Annotated in this window: 15 protein-coding genes; 4 read left to right on the top strand and 11 right to left on the bottom strand. The window is 53.7% G+C overall.

What is annotated here, in order from left to right:
• Positions 1-97: 97 nt before the first annotated feature.
• The 4 genes from QEN31_RS15375 to cecR are packed head-to-tail and all read right to left on the bottom strand — an operon-like array spanning position 98 to position 4,619.
• Positions 98-1,228: an ABC transporter permease gene (locus QEN31_RS15375; RefSeq protein ID WP_000045765.1), complete on the bottom strand. Its 1,131-nt coding sequence runs from the start codon at positions 1,226-1,228 to the stop codon at positions 98-100.
• Positions 1,221-2,957, bottom strand: coding sequence for an ATP-binding cassette domain-containing protein (locus QEN31_RS15370; RefSeq protein ID WP_001287616.1), 1,737 nt, complete (start codon positions 2,955-2,957; stop codon positions 1,221-1,223). Before QEN31_RS15370 ends, QEN31_RS15375 begins: the two co-directional genes overlap by 8 nt.
• Complete coding sequence (hlyD, locus tag QEN31_RS15365; RefSeq protein WP_000743434.1) at positions 2,950-3,945, bottom strand: secretion protein HlyD; 996 nt, start codon at positions 3,943-3,945, stop codon at positions 2,950-2,952. Before hlyD ends, QEN31_RS15370 begins: the two co-directional genes overlap by 8 nt.
• Positions 3,945-4,619, bottom strand: a complete 675-nt coding sequence (cecR, locus tag QEN31_RS15360; RefSeq protein WP_001025254.1) for a transcriptional regulator CecR — start codon at positions 4,617-4,619, stop codon at positions 3,945-3,947. The genes hlyD and cecR overlap by 1 nt, the downstream gene beginning before the upstream one ends.
• Before the next feature lie 229 nt (positions 4,620-4,848).
• Here cecR and rhlE point away from each other — a divergent pair, with 229 nt between their 5' ends.
• The 3 genes from rhlE (at position 4,849) to ybiB (ending at position 9,566) form a co-directional block, all read left to right on the top strand.
• Positions 4,849-6,210, top strand: coding sequence for an ATP-dependent RNA helicase RhlE (gene rhlE, locus QEN31_RS15355; protein WP_000007065.1), 1,362 nt, complete (start codon positions 4,849-4,851; stop codon positions 6,208-6,210).
• 207 nt (positions 6,211-6,417) lie between these two features.
• Positions 6,418-8,562 carry an ATP-dependent DNA helicase DinG gene (gene dinG / locus QEN31_RS15350; protein ID WP_001218630.1) on the top strand — a complete coding sequence of 715 codons (2,145 nt, stop codon included), beginning with the start codon at positions 6,418-6,420 and terminating at the stop codon, positions 8,560-8,562.
• A gap of 29 nt (positions 8,563-8,591) precedes the next feature.
• Positions 8,592-9,566, top strand: a complete 975-nt coding sequence (gene ybiB / locus QEN31_RS15345; RefSeq protein WP_327258339.1) for a DNA-binding protein YbiB — start codon at positions 8,592-8,594, stop codon at positions 9,564-9,566.
• Between the two features lie 155 nt (positions 9,567-9,721).
• Here ybiB and ybiJ read toward each other — a convergent pair whose 3' ends face one another.
• Both ybiJ and QEN31_RS15335 read right to left on the bottom strand, forming a co-directional pair.
• Positions 9,722-9,982, bottom strand: coding sequence for a DUF1471 family protein YbiJ (gene ybiJ / locus QEN31_RS15340; protein WP_000849089.1), 261 nt, complete (start codon positions 9,980-9,982; stop codon positions 9,722-9,724).
• Positions 9,983-10,266: 284 nt separating this feature from the next.
• Complete coding sequence (locus QEN31_RS15335; RefSeq protein ID WP_000146330.1) at positions 10,267-10,533, bottom strand: DksA/TraR family C4-type zinc finger protein; 267 nt, start codon at positions 10,531-10,533, stop codon at positions 10,267-10,269.
• A gap of 204 nt (positions 10,534-10,737) precedes the next feature.
• Between QEN31_RS15335 and rlmF the strand changes: the two genes are divergently transcribed.
• Positions 10,738-11,664, top strand: a complete 927-nt coding sequence (gene rlmF, locus QEN31_RS15330) for a 23S rRNA (adenine(1618)-N(6))-methyltransferase RlmF (protein ID WP_001275962.1) — start codon at positions 10,738-10,740, stop codon at positions 11,662-11,664.
• On the opposite strand, the gene ybiO is transcribed toward rlmF, so the two are convergent.
• The 5 genes from ybiO to dps form a co-directional block, all read right to left on the bottom strand.
• The gene (ybiO, locus tag QEN31_RS15325) at positions 11,661-13,883 is read right to left on the bottom strand and encodes a mechanosensitive channel protein (RefSeq protein WP_058653247.1); all 2,223 of its coding nucleotides are present in this window, start codon (positions 13,881-13,883) and stop codon (positions 11,661-11,663) included. The two genes, rlmF and ybiO, sit on opposite strands and share 4 nt — an antisense overlap.
• Positions 13,884-14,001: 118 nt before the next feature.
• A complete protein-coding gene (gene glnQ, locus QEN31_RS15320; protein ID WP_000569093.1) occupies positions 14,002-14,724 on the bottom strand; it encodes a glutamine ABC transporter ATP-binding protein GlnQ in 723 nt (240 codons plus the stop codon).
• Complete coding sequence (glnP, locus tag QEN31_RS15315; RefSeq protein ID WP_001159076.1) at positions 14,721-15,380, bottom strand: glutamine ABC transporter permease GlnP; 660 nt, start codon at positions 15,378-15,380, stop codon at positions 14,721-14,723. Before glnP ends, glnQ begins: the two co-directional genes overlap by 4 nt.
• A 143-nt stretch (positions 15,381-15,523) precedes the next feature.
• Positions 15,524-16,270, bottom strand: a complete 747-nt coding sequence (gene glnH / locus QEN31_RS15310) for a glutamine ABC transporter substrate-binding protein GlnH (RefSeq protein WP_000838671.1) — start codon at positions 16,268-16,270, stop codon at positions 15,524-15,526.
• A gap of 476 nt (positions 16,271-16,746) precedes the next feature.
• Positions 16,747-17,250: a DNA starvation/stationary phase protection protein Dps gene (gene dps / locus QEN31_RS15305; protein ID WP_000100805.1), complete on the bottom strand. Its 504-nt coding sequence runs from the start codon at positions 17,248-17,250 to the stop codon at positions 16,747-16,749.
• Positions 17,251-17,262: the final 12 nt, after the last annotated feature.

The following is a 17,262-nucleotide window of genomic DNA, read 5'->3' as shown; positions in this document are numbered from 1 at the left end:
GTTTGCAGGCCTGATAAGCAAAGCGTATCAGGCATAATACCGGATGGCGGCGTGAACGCCTTATCCGGCCTACGACGACAATTATCCATACACATAGTTAATCCAGCCGTCGTTTGGTTTTTAGCCACGTCAGGCCAATAAACATCACCGCCGAGGCGATTAAAAACAGTACGTTAACGCCTAACACGACCGGAATATTGCCGGCCAGAAACAGACTTTGCAGGGTGCTAACAAAATAGCGCGCCGGAATAATATAGGTCACCGCGCGGATCACCGCAGGCATACTGTCTATCTGGAAGATAAACCCGGACAGCATAATCGAGGGTAAAAAGGCGGCGTTCAGCGCCACCTGCGCGGCGTTAAACTGGTTGCGAGTGATGGTGGAAATCAACAGCCCCATCCCCAGCGTACTCAGTAAAAACAGACTGGTGATGATAAACAGAATCACCAGCGAACCGCGATACGGCACGCCGAGAATAAACACCGATACCAGCATACAGAGCAGCATCGCCAGCATACCGAGAAAGTAATAGGGAATAAGCTTACACAGCAGCAGTTCAACACGCGTCACTTCGGTTGAGAGCAGCGCCTCCATCGTGCCGCGTTCCCATTCGCGGGCAACGACCAGCGAGGTGAGGATGGCGCCAATTACCGTCATGATAATGGTCACCGCTCCGGGAATGATAAAATGCTGACTGATCGCCGCCGGGTTAAACCAGTAGCGCGTCTGGACGTCGATGAGCGGTTCAAAGGTGTCGCCGCGATCTTCCGCCCTCTGCTGTTGCCAGATTTGCCAGATGCCTTCAACATAGCCCTGAACGAAGTTGGCGGTATTTGGCTCGCTGCCGTCGGTAATCACCTGAATCGGCGCGCTGTCACCGTCGCGCGCCATTTGCTGCGCAAAATCCACCGGAATCACCACCAGTCCGCGAATGCGTCCGGCCTGCATTTTTTCAATTAATTCATGGCGATTATCGCTAATGGTCGCGTCGATATAGGGTGAACCGGTCATCGCATGAGTGAAATCCAGCGCCTCCTGGCTTTGCTGTTCAAGCAGAATCCCCACCCGCAGCTTACTGGAGTCGAGGTTAATGCCGTAACCAAAAATAAACAGCAACAGCAGCGGGATCACCACCGCAATCAGCCAGCTACTGGGATCGCGCACGATCTGGCGCGTCTCTTTGACGCACAACGCACGCACGCGGCGCCAGGAGAGAGACTTACTCATGCGTATGCTCCTTATCCCAGTCATTGATGAGAGTGATAAAGGCCTGCTCCATCGTCGGATCGGCTTGTTGCTCATCGGCGGCCTGCGCTTTGAGATCGTCCGGCGTACCGCTGGCGATAAGCTTTCCGCGATAAACCAGTCCGATGCGATCGCAATATTCCGCCTCATCCATAAAGTGGGTCGTCACCATTACCGTGACCCCTTTTTCCACCATACTATTAATGTGCAGCCAAAATTCACGGCGGGTGAGGGGATCAACCCCGGACGTTGGTTCATCAAGGAATAAAATATCCGGTTCGTGCATCAGCGAGCAGGCCAGCGCCAGTCGCTGTTTAAAGCCCAGCGGCAGCGCATCGGTGGGATGCGACGCGATGCTTTTCAGACCAAACGCTTCACTCATGCGCTGAATTTTTTCATTTTGCGCGCGGCCCCGCAAACCGTAGACGCCGGAGAAAAAACGCAGGTTCTGCTCAACCGTCAGGTTGCCGTAAAGCGAAAATTTTTGCGCCATATAGCCCAGATGCTGACGGGCTTTGCCGGAGCTGACTTTCAGATCCATATCCAGCACCAGCGCCTTGCCGGACGTCGGCACCAGCAGGCCGCACATCATTTTAAAGGTGGTTGATTTACCCGCGCCGTTCGGGCCGAGCAGGCCAAAAATCTCGCCGCGTTGTACGACGAAATTAACATGGTCCGTGGCCGCGAAATCGCCAAATTTTTTCGTCAGTTCCTGCGCTTCAATCACCGTTTCGCCGGCAGTGCCTTCAACCGTATGCAGGATTGAACCCAGCGGAGACTCCGAGGTTCCCGCTCCGCCAAGCAGATCGATAAACGCATCTTCGAAGCGCGGCGCGGTCTCATTGAGGGTGATTTCCGGCATTCCTTCGGCCTGACGAATATCTGCTGCGGTCGCCTCTTTTTTCAGGATCAGGCGTACCGAACGCCCCTGAATCATGCCGTCGCTCACCTGCGGCAGTCTGAGCGCTCTCTGTAGTAACTTACGGTTGTTTTCCTGTGGACTGCTCATCAGAAAGCTACGACCGGCCATCGTTTGCGTCAGCGCTTTAGGTTCGCCCTGATAGAGCAGCTCGCCTTCATTCATCAGCAGCACATCGCGGCACTGTTCGGCTTCATCCAGATAGGAGGTGCTCCATAAAATCAGCATCCCGTCGCCCGCCAGTTCGTGGACCATTTGCCACAACTCGCGCCGTGAAATCGGGTCAACGCCAACGCCCGGTTCATCCAACAGCAGCACTTTCGGTTCGCCGACCAGCGTACAGGCCAGCCCCAGTTTTTGCTTCATCCCGCCGGACAATTTCCCCGCCAGACGGCCAGTGAAAGGGCCGAGGGCGGTAAATTCCAACAAACGGGCAAAGGTCTTTTCCCGTATCTCGCCGGTAACGCTGCGTAAATCGGCATAGAGATTAAGGTTCTCCATGACGGTAAGATCTTCATACAGACCAAATTTCTGCGGCATATAGCCCAGAACCGCGTGCAGCTCGCTGTCGTTTTGTATCGGGTCGAAGCCCAATACGGACGCGCTGCCGCCATCGGCTTTGAGCAGGCCTGCCAGCATACGCATTAGCGTGGTTTTTCCTGCGCCGTCCGGCCCTACCAGCCCGGTGACATAACCGGAATGAATGGTACAGTCGAGCGGCGCGACGGCGGGTTTATCCATTCCCGCAAAGCGCTTCGTCAGACCGTGCAGCGTAATAACGGCCTCACTCATGCCGTGCCTCGTCATTAAATTTCACCGTGACTGGCATCCCCTGGCGTAACGCATCGTCCGCATCGGTGACGATAATGCGCAGGCGATAGACGAGATCGGTACGCAGATCCGGCGTTTCGACGGTTTTCGGCGTAAATTCCGCGGTGGGCGAAACGAAACCAATCTTGCCGTGGTAAGGTTTGTCAGGACGACCGTCGGTATACAACAGAATGTCGCGCCCCGGTTGCGTCTGACTGAGGTTGCGTTCATCGACATAGGCGCGCACCCAGACGGGGCGGGTCAGCGAGAGCGTTAATACCGTGCTGCCGGCGTTCAGCATACTGCCAGGCTCGACCGCGCGGGTGAGCAAGGTTCCGTTGGCAGGCGCGATAAGCGTGGTGTCCTGCAAATCAAGCTGCGCCTGCGCCAGTTGGGCCCTTGCCTGTTCCAGGCTGGCTTTCGCCTGGGCGATATCCTGTTCACGATTACCGGTACGGTACTGGCTCAGTTTATCCTGCGCGGACTTCAGCGTCGCCTGCGCCTGATCGCGCGATGAGCGGGCGTTTTCCAGATCGTTAGCGGAAATGGTGCGGCTTTTCCACAATCCTTGCTGACGGTTATAAAAGTTTTGCGCGTAGTCATAGGCGGCTTGCGCCTGTCTGACGGCGGCGGCGGCCTGGGCTATCTCTTCATCGCGATAGCCTGCCAGCATCAAATCATATTGCGCCTGCGCGACCGACACGCCAGCTTTCGCCTGCATCAGCGCGTTTTCGTATGGCGCGTGATCCAGTTCGCCGAGCACCTGTCCGGCTTTGATGGCATCGCCTTCATCAACATTCAGCGACGCCAGCCTGCCGCCGACGCGAAAGCTGATATTGACGGTACGGATATCGACATTACCGTATAGCGTCAGCCCATCGTCCTGCCGACTTTGATACCACCAGGTTCCACCGGCAATCACAGCGACGATCGCTGCGATTGCCAGTCCGATAACGACAGGTTTTTTCATCAGTCCAGACTCCTTTGCGTTAAACCGTGCAGAATAAGATCGATGTGGCAGGTTACCGTCTGGTAAATCAGCTCCGCTTTTTCTTCATCAAACTGCGGCCAGCCGGTACGTAACAGAATAGTTTCTTTGCCGAGACGGAACGCCAGCACTTCGCCCAGTAAGGCATGGGTATGCAAAATCATGCGCGTATCATTGGCGTCGCAGCCGGTATAAGCGGCAACCAATCTTGTCAGATGGGTGTGCAACGGATCGATAACCTGTTCATGGACCAATTGATAGGCCGACGTGGGAGAGAGCTGCTCGCGTGAAATAAATTTGCTCAGGTTAACGGTGTCTTCCTGCGTCAGCAGCATAATCATGTTCTTGCAGGCGAGCAGAATGAGTTCGCGTATGGCGTCCCGGTCAGGGGCAGGCTGGCTAAACAGACGCTCCGCTTTTTCAGCATGCGGGCGAAATTTTTCGCCAAGAAAATCGGCAATCCACTGGGCGCAGGCGAGGTATAAATCCTCTTTTGAGCCGAAATAGTAAGTAATGGCGGCAATATTTTGCCCCGCCAGCGCGGCGATATCGCGCGTGGTGGCATGGAGGCCATACTCGCCAAACTGCGCCAGCGCGGCGGCAATGAGCTGACTTTTCGCCTGCTCGCCCTTGGTGGTCGTGGTGGGAATATTCATCACACGCCCTAATTTTTAATCAATCGATTGATTAAGACTATGACTCATAATGGCACTTGTCCAGTGTGGTCGATTAATTTGTCTTTGCTACCTTCCGGGATAATTTATGCGCCGCATCACAAAAACTGCTACACTCCGCCCCTTCATGACATTGTGGTTTTTGTCATTCCAAATTTGAGCATCTCCCTGAAAACTACACCGGCAACGGTCGGGGCGGTCCGGAGTAGTTATGTCTTTTGATTCCCTGGGATTAAACCCTGATATCCTGCGCGCCATTGCCGAGCAGGGTTACCGTGAACCTACCCCTATTCAGCAACAGGCGATTCCCGCCGTGCTGGAAGGCCGCGATCTGATGGCCAGCGCCCAGACCGGAACCGGTAAAACGGCGGGTTTTACCCTGCCATTATTGCAGCACCTGATTACCCATCAGCCGCATGCTAAAGGTCGTCGCCCGGTGCGTGCGTTGATCCTCACGCCAACCCGCGAACTGGCGGCGCAAATTGGCGAAAACGTTAGAGATTACAGTAAATACCTCAATATTCGCTCGCTGGTGGTGTTTGGCGGCGTAAGCATCAATCCGCAGATGATGAAACTGCGCGGCGGCGTGGATGTGCTGGTGGCGACGCCGGGACGTCTGCTCGACCTGGAACATCAAAATGCCGTAAAGCTGGATCAGATTGAGATTCTGGTACTGGATGAAGCCGACCGTATGCTGGATATGGGCTTCATTCACGACATTCGTCGCGTGCTGGCGAAACTGCCGGCGAAGCGTCAGAATCTGCTGTTCTCCGCCACGTTCTCCGACGACATCAAAGCGCTCGCCGAAAAGCTGTTGCGCAACCCGCTGGAAATCGAAGTGGCGCGCCGCAACACGGCCTCAGAGCAGGTGACGCAGCACGTGCACTTTGTCGATAAAAAACGCAAACGTGAACTGTTGTCGCAGATGATTGGCCAGGGCAACTGGCAGCAGGTGTTGGTCTTCACCCGCACCAAGCATGGCGCGAACCATCTGGCGGAACAGCTTAATAAAGACGGTATTCGCAGCGCGGCGATCCACGGTAATAAATCGCAGGGCGCACGTACCCGCGCGCTGGCCGATTTTAAATCCGGCGATATTCGCGTGCTGGTGGCGACGGATATTGCGGCGCGTGGTCTGGATATTGAAGAGCTGCCGCACGTGGTCAACTATGAACTGCCGAACGTGCCGGAAGATTATGTACACCGTATTGGCCGTACCGGTCGCGCGGCGGCAACTGGCGAGGCGCTGTCGCTGGTCTGTGTTGACGAGCATAAACTGTTGCGTGATATCGAAAAATTGCTGAAAAAAGAGATCCCACGCATTACGACGCCGGGCTATGAGCCGGACCCGTCGATTAAAGCGGAGCCGATTCAGAACGGTCGTCAGCAGCGCGGCGGCGGCGGTCGTGGACGCGGACAAAATCAGGGGGGAGCGGGGCGCAGTCAGCAGCCGCGACGTCAGGATAGCGGGGCGGCGAAGGCGAAACCAAAACCGCGCACAGGCGAGGGGAAACCCGCTGGCGACAAAGCACGTCCGCCGCGTCGCCCGCGCAGAATCACGCCTGCCCAGTAAATTTTATCCGGCAACATGCCCGGTAGCGCGACGCTTACCGGGCCTACGGACTATGCAAATACGTAGGCCCGGTAAGGTGCTTGCACCGTCATCCGGCAAAATACACATCGCGTTGCGAGCCGCCTTCCAGAACCGGCAAAAAAGGTACTTCCCGCCCCTGAAATGTGCCACAATAGTGGCTGTTTATACAGTACTTCAGGTTTTCTCATGGCATTGACCGCTGCGCTGAAAGCGCAAATCGCCGCCTGGTATAAGGCGCTTCAGGACCAGATTCCCGACTTTATTCCCCGTGCGCCGCAGCGGCAGATGATTGCTGACGTCGCCAGAACGCTGGCCGGGGAAGAAGGGAGACATCTGGCTATTGAAGCGCCGACCGGCGTCGGGAAAACCCTCTCCTATCTTATTCCCGGTATCGCCATTGCCCGGGAAGAGCAAAAAACACTGGTGGTCAGTACCGCTAACGTGGCGTTACAGGATCAGATCTTTAGCAAGGATTTGCCGCTGCTACGAAAAATCATCCCCGATCTGCGCTTTACCGCCGCCTTTGGCCGCGGGCGTTACGTGTGTCCGCGAAACCTGGCGGCGCTCGCCAGTAGCGAGCCTACGCAGCAGGATCTGCTCGCCTTTCTTGATGACGAACTGACGCCTAACAACCAGGAAGAGCAAAAGCGCTGCGCCAGGCTGAAAGGGGATCTTGACGGTTACAAATGGGATGGTCTGCGGGATCATACCGACATTGCTATTGACGACGATCTGTGGCGGCGATTAAGTACCGATAAAGCCAGTTGTCTGAACCGCAACTGTCACTATTACCGCGAGTGTCCATTCTTTGTCGCCCGACGTGAAATACAAGAAGCGGAAGTCGTGGTGGCGAATCACGCGCTGGTAATGGCGGCGATGGAAAGTGAAGCCGTACTGCCGGAACCAAAGCATCTGCTGTTGGTACTGGATGAAGGTCATCATCTGCCCGATGTCGCTCGCGATGCGCTGGAGATGAGCGCGGAAATTACCGCCTCCTGGTATCGCTTGCAACTGGATCTGTTCAGCAAACTGGTGGCGACCTGCATGGAGCAATTTCGCCCTAAGACCACGCCGCCGTTAGCGAATCCTGAGCGACTTAACGCCCATTGCGAGGAGGTATACGAACTGATCGCCTCGCTCAATGCCATTCTTAATCTGTATATGCCCGCAGCGCAGGAGGCGGAGCACCGTTTTGCAATGGGCGAGTTGCCTGATGAGGTCATGGAAATCTGCCAGCGACTGGCGAAGCTGACCGAGACGCTGCGTGGGCTGGCGGAATCCTTTCTCAACGATCTCAGCGAAAAAACCGGGTCGCACGATATTGTGCGTTTGCATCGGGTGATTTTACAGATGAACCGGGCGCTGGGAATGTTCGAGGCGCAAAGTAAATTATGGCGGCTGGCTTCGATGGCGCAGTCTTCAGGCGCGCCGGTGTCCAAATGGGCGACGCGTGAAATACGCGAAGGGCAACTCCACGTCTGGTTCCATTGTGTCGGTATCCGCGTCAGCGATCAGCTGGAAAGATTGTTATGGCGCAGCGTACCGCACATTATTGTCACCTCGGCGACACTGCGCTCGCTCAATAGCTTTTCGCGCCTGCAGGAAATGAGCGGCTTAAAAGAAAAAGCCGGCGATCGCTTTGTGGCGCTGGATTCGCCGTTTAATCATGTGGAACAGGGGAAACTGGTGATTCCTCAAATGCGCTACGAACCCACCATTGATAACGAAGAGCAGCATATTGCCGAAATGGCGGCCTATTTTCGTGAGCAACTGGAGAGCAAAAAACATCATGGTATGCTGGTACTGTTCGCCAGCGGGCGGGCGATGCAGCGTTTTCTGGAGCATGTCGCTGATGTGCGCTTACTCCTCTTGGTCCAGGGTGACCAGCCGCGTTACCGGCTGGTAGAGCTGCACCGTAAACGGGTGGAGAGCGGCGAACGCAGCGTGCTGGTTGGGCTTCAGTCTTTTGCCGAAGGGCTGGATCTTAAAGGCGAGCTGCTGACGCAGGTCCATATCCATAAAATTGCCTTCCCGCCGATCGACAGCCCGGTCGTGATCACCGAAGGCGAATGGCTAAAAAGTCTGAATCGTTATCCGTTTGAGGTACAAAGTTTACCAAGCGCGTCTTTTAATTTAATTCAGCAGGTAGGGCGATTGATCCGTAGCCATGCCTGTCGGGGAGAAGTGGTCATTTATGATAAGCGGTTGTTGACCAAAAACTACGGACAGCGTTTACTGAATGCCTTACCTGTTTTTCCGATAGAGCAGCCTGCCGTGCCAGACGTTATAGTAAAACCAAAAGCAAAACCTGCACGCCGCCGACGGCGTTAATGCTGTGAGCACACTTCAAGGAGCTTTCAATGGATTATCGCAAGATCATCAAAGAGATCGGGCGAGGTAAAAATCACGCCCGCGATCTGGATCTGGATACCGCGCGCGGTTTGTATACCCGAATGCTGAATGGCGACATCCCCGACCTGGAAATGGGCAGTATATTGATGGCGCTGCGTATTAAAGGCGAAGGCGAAGCCGAAATGCTGGGCTTTTATGAGGCCATGCAGAATCATACCATCAAACTGACACCGCCCGCAGATAGGCCGTTGCCGGTCGTTATTCCCAGCTATAACGGCGCGCGTAAACAGGCGAATTTAACGCCGCTGCTGGCTATCCTGCTGCATAAATTGGGCTTCCCAGTCGTAGTACACGGCGTCAGTGAAGATCCGACCCGCGTACTGACGGAAACTATATTTGAGCTGATGGGGATTATCCCCACCCTACACGGTGGACAAGCGCAGGCCAAACTGGACGGGCGCCAGCCGGTGTTTATCCCGGTGAGCGCGCTCTGCCCGCCGCTGGAAAAACAGCTGGCGATGCGCTGGCGGATGGGCGTGCGTAACAGCGCGCATTCACTGGCCAAGCTGGCGACGCCATTTGCTGAGGATGCCGCGCTGCGTTTATCAAGCGTTTCTCATCCTGAATATGTTCCGCGTGTGGCGATCTTTTTTAGCCGCATTGGCGGGCGGGCTTTGCTGATGCATGGTACCGAAGGCGAAGTCTATGCCAACCCGCAACGCTGTCCGCAAATCAGCCTGATTGATAGCCGCGGCGTGCAGGTACTGCATGAGCGTCAGAGCGACACGCACGACGAGCCGCTTTCACTGCCTGCGACTAAAGATCCTGAAATCACCGCGCGCTGGATTGAGCGCTGCCTTGCCGGCCACGAGCCGGTGCCGCAATCATTAAAAACGCAAATGGCCTGTTGTCTGGTTGCGACGGGAGAGGCGGCGACGTTAGAAGACGGAATTGCGCGCGTCGAACAGGCTTTTAGCGAATAAAAAAAGCCCGTCCAGTGACGGACGGGCAAATAAGGGTAACAAACAGGGTTAATGAGGGTTGGAGCAGTGGGTCTGTTGGCAAACAGACGAGGGTAATACCCGTCAGAATTCAAACAACAGCGATGTTACAGCCTGAAATCTGGCGGGCAGGTAAATTATTTATAAATCACCGCAGTGCCGCTCATTTTGTCGTTACCTACGGCGGAGGTGATGTTATAAGCGCTTGCGCCAGCAGCGGCGGCTTTTTCAGCCAGTTTAGCTTCCAGGCCATCCAGCGTGGTGGCGCCATCGGCAGACACTACGCCGATTTTATGCAGGTTTTGCGTCTGAGACGCGCTAACCGGTTCTGCGGCAAAAGCGCCAAAAGAAAGGGTGGAAAGCGCGATGGCTGCAACAGCATATTTAATGGTTTTCATGATTAATCTCTCGCAGGTTATTCTGTTTATGGGACGATGTTCCGTCGATGTGATGAGTATCACGGTTTTTTGCGAAAGATAAAATCGAATAGAATTGACTGCCTTGCTCAAAATTTTTGAATGACAAATAACCTATTGATTATTAATTAATTCAACGGTTGAATTTACCTTTCTTGTCATCTGGCTTTACAGAGTCGAGGTTAACGGCACATTCTGCGACGCAGAACGCTAAAAAGCATGAGCGTAAAGGAATGGATAATACTGGCGGTTTCGGTAAAGAAAAGTCAGCGTAACTGGCTGTCTTTTGAACCTCTACGATTATATCCTGAAAATGTTGCGTTATGTAAATCTTTCTCCTGTTGGCAGGCTATGCATAACCGAACGCCCGGCACGGCTTTACGCCGCGCTTCAGGGATAGGATCGCCGCAAGATTCGCATTCATCGCGACTTTCGCCGTGGGGAAGTTCGCCGCGAGCGCGGGCAACGGCATCTTCAATGGTATTGTTGATTTGTTCATTCACTGCGTCGTCATTTGCCCAGCCGGATGCCATCACGCTCTCCTGATTTTAGGGTACCTGAGGTTAAGTGTAGCGCCGTCAGGTGAAAAAATCGCATCGCGCGATCTTTTCAGACCATGAGCAGAGCCAATGTCATTCAGATATCCGATCAAACGAGCGAGGCAGGGAATTCGCGGTGGTATATTTACCCCGTGGCGTTATACGGGTATCTTACGCCGCTGCTAAAAGGAGAATGCCATGTCCGCCCAGAAACCGGGGTTACACCCGCGCAACCGCCATCAACACCGTTATGATCTCGCCGCACTGTGTCAGACCACGCCGGAATTGACGTCCTTTCTTATCCGCACGCCCGCCGGTGAACAGAGCGTTGATTTTGCTAATCCGCAAGCGGTAAAAGCGCTCAATAAGGCATTGCTGGCGCATTTTTATGCCGTCACACACTGGGACATTCCGCCAGGGTTTTTATGTCCGCCAGTGCCTGGTCGTGCGGATTATATCCATCATCTGGCGGATCTGCTTGGCGAAACGACAGGGAGTATTCCGGCGCAGGCAACTATTCTGGACGTGGGCGTGGGCGCCAATTGTATTTATCCGCTTATCGGCGTCCATGAATATGGCTGGCGATTTACCGGTAGTGAAGTCAGCGACGCAGCGATGTCCAGCGCGCAGGCTATCATTCAGGCTAATACGGGGTTAAGCCGCGCCATTCGTCTGCGTCGGCAAAAAGATCCGGCGGCCATTTTTACCGGTATTATTCATAAAAATGAATTTTATGACGCAACGCTTTGTAACCCGCCTTTTCACGACTCCGCCGCCGCAGCCCGCGCGGGCAGCGAGCGTAAGCGCCGCAATTTGGGGCAGAATAAAGATGATGCGCTGAACTTTGGCGGTCAACAGCAGGAGCTATGGTGCGAAGGCGGCGAAGTCGCCTTTATTAAAAAAATGATTGCTGAAAGCCAATCCTTCCGCCGTCAGGTGTTGTGGTTTACGACGTTGGTGTCGCGCGGCGAGAATTTACCGCCGCTTTACCGGGCGTTGACGGAGGCTGGCGCGGTGAAAGTGGTGAAAAAAGAGATGGCCCAGGGGCAAAAGCAAAGCCGCTTTATTGCCTGGACCTTTATGGATGACGACCAGCGTCGCCGTTTTATCACCCGTAAACGCTAAATCGTCGGTTCGCGCGGCGGCAGCGAATCAGGCGACGGGCCGCCGACGGGGGCGGGCAGAACCTGATACGTTTGCACCGGCGCGCGCACATTAGCCAGATCAAAATGCTTTTTCACCTGGCTATCAAGGGCAAAACGCACCGTCCACTGCTTGAGCGGTAGCGTGGTGAACGACACGCGTAAAGTAAACGCCGTGTTCGTTAAACCGACAATACCGGCGAACGTGGGTTCGCCGATAATCAGCCCGCGAATATCCTCCGTCTCCATCAGCGCCGTTACCGCGTCTTTCAGCGCCTGATTCGCTTTATCCGCATCTTCATGGCGATCCACGTCATAGTTGGCGACAACTGAGCCGATACCGCGCACAAAGTTGGCGAAAGTGGTGATCGAGGACCACGGGATAATATGGTATGCCCCGGTATCCTGCCGCACGCCGACGGAACGAATCGACATTCTTTCGACCGTCCCCGTCAGCGGGCCTATGGTGACTAAGTCGCCGGTATTCATCCCGTTTTCAAACTGAATAAAGACGCCGGTAATAATATCTTTCACCAGGGTTTGCGAACCGAAAGAGATAGCCAGACCTAACGCCCCCGCGCCAGCCAGCAACGGCGCGATATTGACGCCGATTTCCGATAACACGATCATGATGGTTATGGTACTGATAATCACTGCCAGCGCATTGCGGAACAGCGTCAGCAGCGTGCGCGTGCGGGCGCTGGGTAGCGGGCGACCATGAATATCGGAGGCCAGGCGATTCTCAATCAGACTGGCGAGAATCGTCCATCCCACGGCGGAGAAGAATAAGATTAACGCGATACGGATGAGGATATCGACCATCTTTTCGCCCGCGCCATAATGTAGCCAGTGCCAGAAATCGAATAATCCCCAGGCGTTGAGCAACAGCATAACGGCGACGCAGACGGTCAAAAAGCGTGCGACTTTTAGCGCCGAGGAGAGCCAGCCGTTAAGCCGCTTTTGTAATTCCGGGTAATTGCGCTGCGTATGGGGCGACAGGGTGATGGTTTTCGCTATCCAGCGGGTAAACATGCCGGAGATAAACGCCGCGATGCCAATAATCGCCAGACTGCGCACGGTCGCGCCCATCATAAACTTCAGACTATTGCCTGGGTCGAATAACGAGAAGAAAAACAGCACGATAAAGTAGGCGCTGGCCAGCCAGTGCCACACCAGCGCAAAGGCGCGGATAAACAGGCTAAAAAAGGCTAATGATCGTTCCGCCAGACTTAATAAATGTTGCGTAATCTCCGCTTTGTTTTTAAAGATCAGGTACAGCGCCCAGGTGGTGATGCAGAGCATGATCGCCACATTAGCCATCGCGCCAACCTGAACATTCACCTGGTTGGAAATAATCGGAACGGCAACAATTAGCCCGTAGCCAATCAAACTGCTAAGGGAACTCATACGGCGATTCCAGTAACGCGCTGTCGCATCCTGAATCGCGAATGGGCGTAATTCCGGTACATTAGGGCAAAAAATAAGCCGCAGAATCGCTTTAAAGAACTCTATCAGCGCGAAGGCATTCAGGAACAGGCTTTGCTGAAAAGCGATAGTTCGACTTCCCGCATGGAAATTATCACTGAGCATCTGACCGATAAATAAGGTGAGCGCCAGTAGCAGCAGGTCGATAATAAACGCGCCGGCGATCATCGCCGGGAGCTGTAACCAGTTGCTGCGTTCACGGTTTTTCTTGCGCGCCCACAGGCCCATTTTTCGATATAACGGCAGGGCGCAAAGCCGTATCACGCTATAAAAACCAAATACCGCGGCGGCCAGAAATAAAAAGTGGGTTAACGCGTTGGTGAAGGTTTGCGAGTTAAACGGTTTGTGCGGCGCATCGGTGATGTTGCGATAAAGCTGGGCGAAACGGGTAGCGAAAGCATCGCCGTACTGACGGGTAACGGTGGTGACGTTCTCCAGTACCGTTTTCTCATCTTTGGCCGCAGGAGGCGCAAGCGCTGGCGCCGGCTCGGTCGGCGGCGTGGTTGAGGCTTCGCGGAGTTGCGCTATCAATTCGTTACGTGAAGCCTCGTTCTCCAGTACGTCAGCCAGGGCCGCATAGGCCGCTTTTTTTTGTTCAGGACTGGGCTCTGGCGCTGCTTGCTGGCTGGTTGATGTCCCCGTGGTCACGCCGGGTATGGCGACCGCATGGGCAGGCGCGCCCAGTAGACAAAAAAGGATGAACAGGGTCCACCGCATGACTCCTCCAGTGAGAAAAGAGACGCAAAACACTAAGTATAGATGGCGCAGGGGAGGGAAAATGAAATGGGACTATTCCATGATGCCCTCCCTGCCGCAGGGCAGGAAGGGCGATATCTCAGGAGACGTGCTGTAAAAATTCCTGTAAACGTGGGCTTGGCGGGTTTTCGATCAACGCCTGCGGACTGCCATCTTCGGCAATACGGCCTTTATCGATAAAAATCAGCCGTGAGGCGACTTTTTCGGCAAAGCCGATTTCGTGAGTGACAATGACCATGGTCATGCCTTCTTCCGCCAGATCCTGCATGACTTTCAGCACTTCATGGCGCAGTTCAGGGTCCAGAGCGGAGGTTGGCTCGTCAAAGAGCATCATTTTCGGCTTCACTGCCAGCGCTCGGGCAATGGCGACGCGCTGTTGTTGACCGCCGGAAAGCTCGGAGGGGTAGTGGTGCGCCCGTTCCGCCAGTCCAACTTTCGCTAATAGTGCTTTCGCCTGTTTTTCCGCTTCTTCTTTCTTTACGCCGCGCACGCGCAGAGGACCGAACATCACGTTTTCGAGCGCGGTCAGATGCGGGAACAGATAAAACTGTTGAAACACCATGCCGGCTTCCTGGCGAATCAGCCGTTCGTCTACTTTAGGATCGTTGACTTTCAGACCATCGACAATCAGATCGCCGGAGGTGATCTCTTCCAGTTTATTGATACAGCGTAATAACGTGGATTTACCCGAACCGGAAGGGCCGATAATCACAACCACTTCGCCCTGACGGATGTTTAAATCAATGTTATGTAGCACTTGGGTGGGGCCAAAGTGCTTGGAGACGTTTTTAAATTCAATCACAGGATTTTCATCCTTCTTTCAAGACGACGCAAAATAAAGCTCAGCACCAGCGTAATGATCAAATAGAAGACGGCCACGGCGCTCCAGATTTCCAGGGCGCGAAAGTTACCGGCAATAATTTCCTGGCCCTGACGGGTCAGCTCGGCTACGCCGATAACAATAAACAACGAGGTGTCTTTGATGCTAATGATCCACTGGTTGCCCAGCGGCGGCAGCATACGGCGCAGAGCAAGCGGTAAAATAACATGGCGGATGGTTTCCCGGCGAGAAAGGCCCAGCGCCAGACCCGCTTCGCGAAAACCTTTGTGAATGGATAGTACTGCGCCGCGAGTAATTTCCGCGATATAAGCGCCGGAGTTAATCATAATTGTCACGACCGCTGCGCTGAACGGATCAATACGCAAATCATTAAATGCCATCGGCAGGGCAAAGTAGATAAACATGACCTGGACAACGATGGGCGTGCCGCGAATAATTTCAATGAAAACCAGGGCGATGTGGTTAGCGAACCAGCCGCCAAACGTACGGGCAAAACCTGCCGCCAGTCCAATAACCAGGCCGCCAGCCAGACCGAGGACCGAGATCCACAGGGTCATTTTAGCGCCCTCAAGCAAAAGCGGAATGGCGGGCCAGATGGCGCTCCAGTCAAACTGCATATGTCGTTCCTGTTACCGTGGTGTAAATAGTCAAATGCTCTATCCGGCGCGGAAATGGCGGAAAGTGTCTTATCCGTCACGGAAAGAGCTGTAGGCCCGGTGAGCGTCCTCACTACCGGGCCACAAGCCAACATCAGGTCGTTTTATTTAGGTTCTGTACCGAACCATTTTTTGTAGATTTCGTTATAGGTGCCATTCTCACGCAGCGTTTTCAGCGCGCCGTTGACTTTCTCGCGCAGTTCATCGCTGCCTTTCGGGAAGGCAACTCCGTATTGCTGTGCTTCCAGCGATTCACCTACCGCCTTGAACTGGCCGTTGCCTGCGGTTTTGATAAAGTACAGGATGTTCGGCGTATCGTGCAGAACGGCGTCTGCGCGGTTGGTGCCTAATTCCATGTACGCGTTATCAATGTTCGGGAACTGACGCAGGTCTTTGGTTTTGATATTCGCTTTCGCGTAATCCACCGACCCGGTTCCGCTCTTCACGGCAACGACTTTGCCATCGAGGTCTTTAACGCTTTTAATATCGTTATTGTTGGCTTTCACCATCACGAGCAGACCGCTTTTGTAATAGCCATCGGAAAAGTCGATCGCTTTTTTACGCTCGTCCGTAATCGTAATACCCGCCAGCGCCAGATCGATATTTTTGGTTTGTAATGCCGGAATAATGCCGCTGAAATCCATCGGTTTCAGGGTGTAGTCCAGCTTCAGTTCTTTCGCGATAGCGTCCCACAGATCAACATCAAAACCGACGTATTTGTCGCCCTGTTTAAATTCAAACGGAACGAACGCCGTATCGGTTGCCACCACGAGTTTCTTATCCGCAGCGTGCGAAGACACCGCAAAAGCCAGGGTAAGTGCAGCCAGTGAAACTTTTAATAGAGACTTCATAGCATTTCCTTTTCTATCCACGGGGCGATCCCCTGCGAGAACATGTAGCGTAATGAAAAAATCATGCCAATTATGTAACTCATTGTTTTAACAGAAGCGTCAATCATTCCTGTGCACAATAAGTCGGGCAAAACCAGTATGCCGCACCGTTTTGGGGCACTGATTTAGTGCATGAATAACAAAGTAGAGATACAGGGTCTATTTAGCGTAAAAATTGTTGTTAAAACAATCTTTAATTAACGATTGTGTGATGTAATTATTACAAATAATTCACTTTTATCGGAGGGGAGTACAAGACGTGTGCACTATTTAAGTGCAAAACCCCTGTGCCAGGCAGGGGTATAGGGATGACTTATATACCTGTGTACATCAAGTTGCAGGTGCGTTCGCTTCAGTGACCGACGGAAGTCAGGCTCCTGCGGATTCGCTGCGTTTGTACCTTCCTGCAACTCGAAGTATTCAGGGTAGAGATAGATTTATTCGATGTTGGATTCGATAAACCACAGGAATTTATCGAGGTCGCGTGATGCGGCGGTAAAGATATCGGCAGTGTCTTCATCTTTGGCTTCACCAATAGCTTTGCGAACATCATTAGCGACAACAGCGTAGCGATCGGCCAGTTCTTTTAAGTGATCCTGCACGTTATGGATGTCGAGCGGATAGCTTTTCAGTGGAGTTTTGCTGTTGATAACTTGCGTGGTGCCTAACGCCACACCGCCAAGCTGTACGGCACGCTCGGCCATAGTATCCAGATGATCGGTCAGTGCGGTACGGAAGCCATCCAGCATCTCATGAACGGCAATAAAGTTAGCACCGCGCATGTTCCAGTGGGCCTGTTTCGTGATCAGCGACAGGTCAATGAACTGGATCACCTGACGATTAAGCAACTCAACCGTCGCTTTTTTATCGCTCTCTGATACATCGTTACGGGTATAAAGCAGATTAGACGCTTTTGTTTTTACCAGTTTAGCGGTACTCATAATCTCATATCC

This window comes from Salmonella sp. SA15303 (genome assembly GCF_029962125.1).
Classification (GTDB): domain Bacteria; phylum Pseudomonadota; class Gammaproteobacteria; order Enterobacterales; family Enterobacteriaceae; genus Salmonella; species Salmonella enterica.
This window is presented reverse-complemented; position numbering and strand designations above follow the sequence as displayed.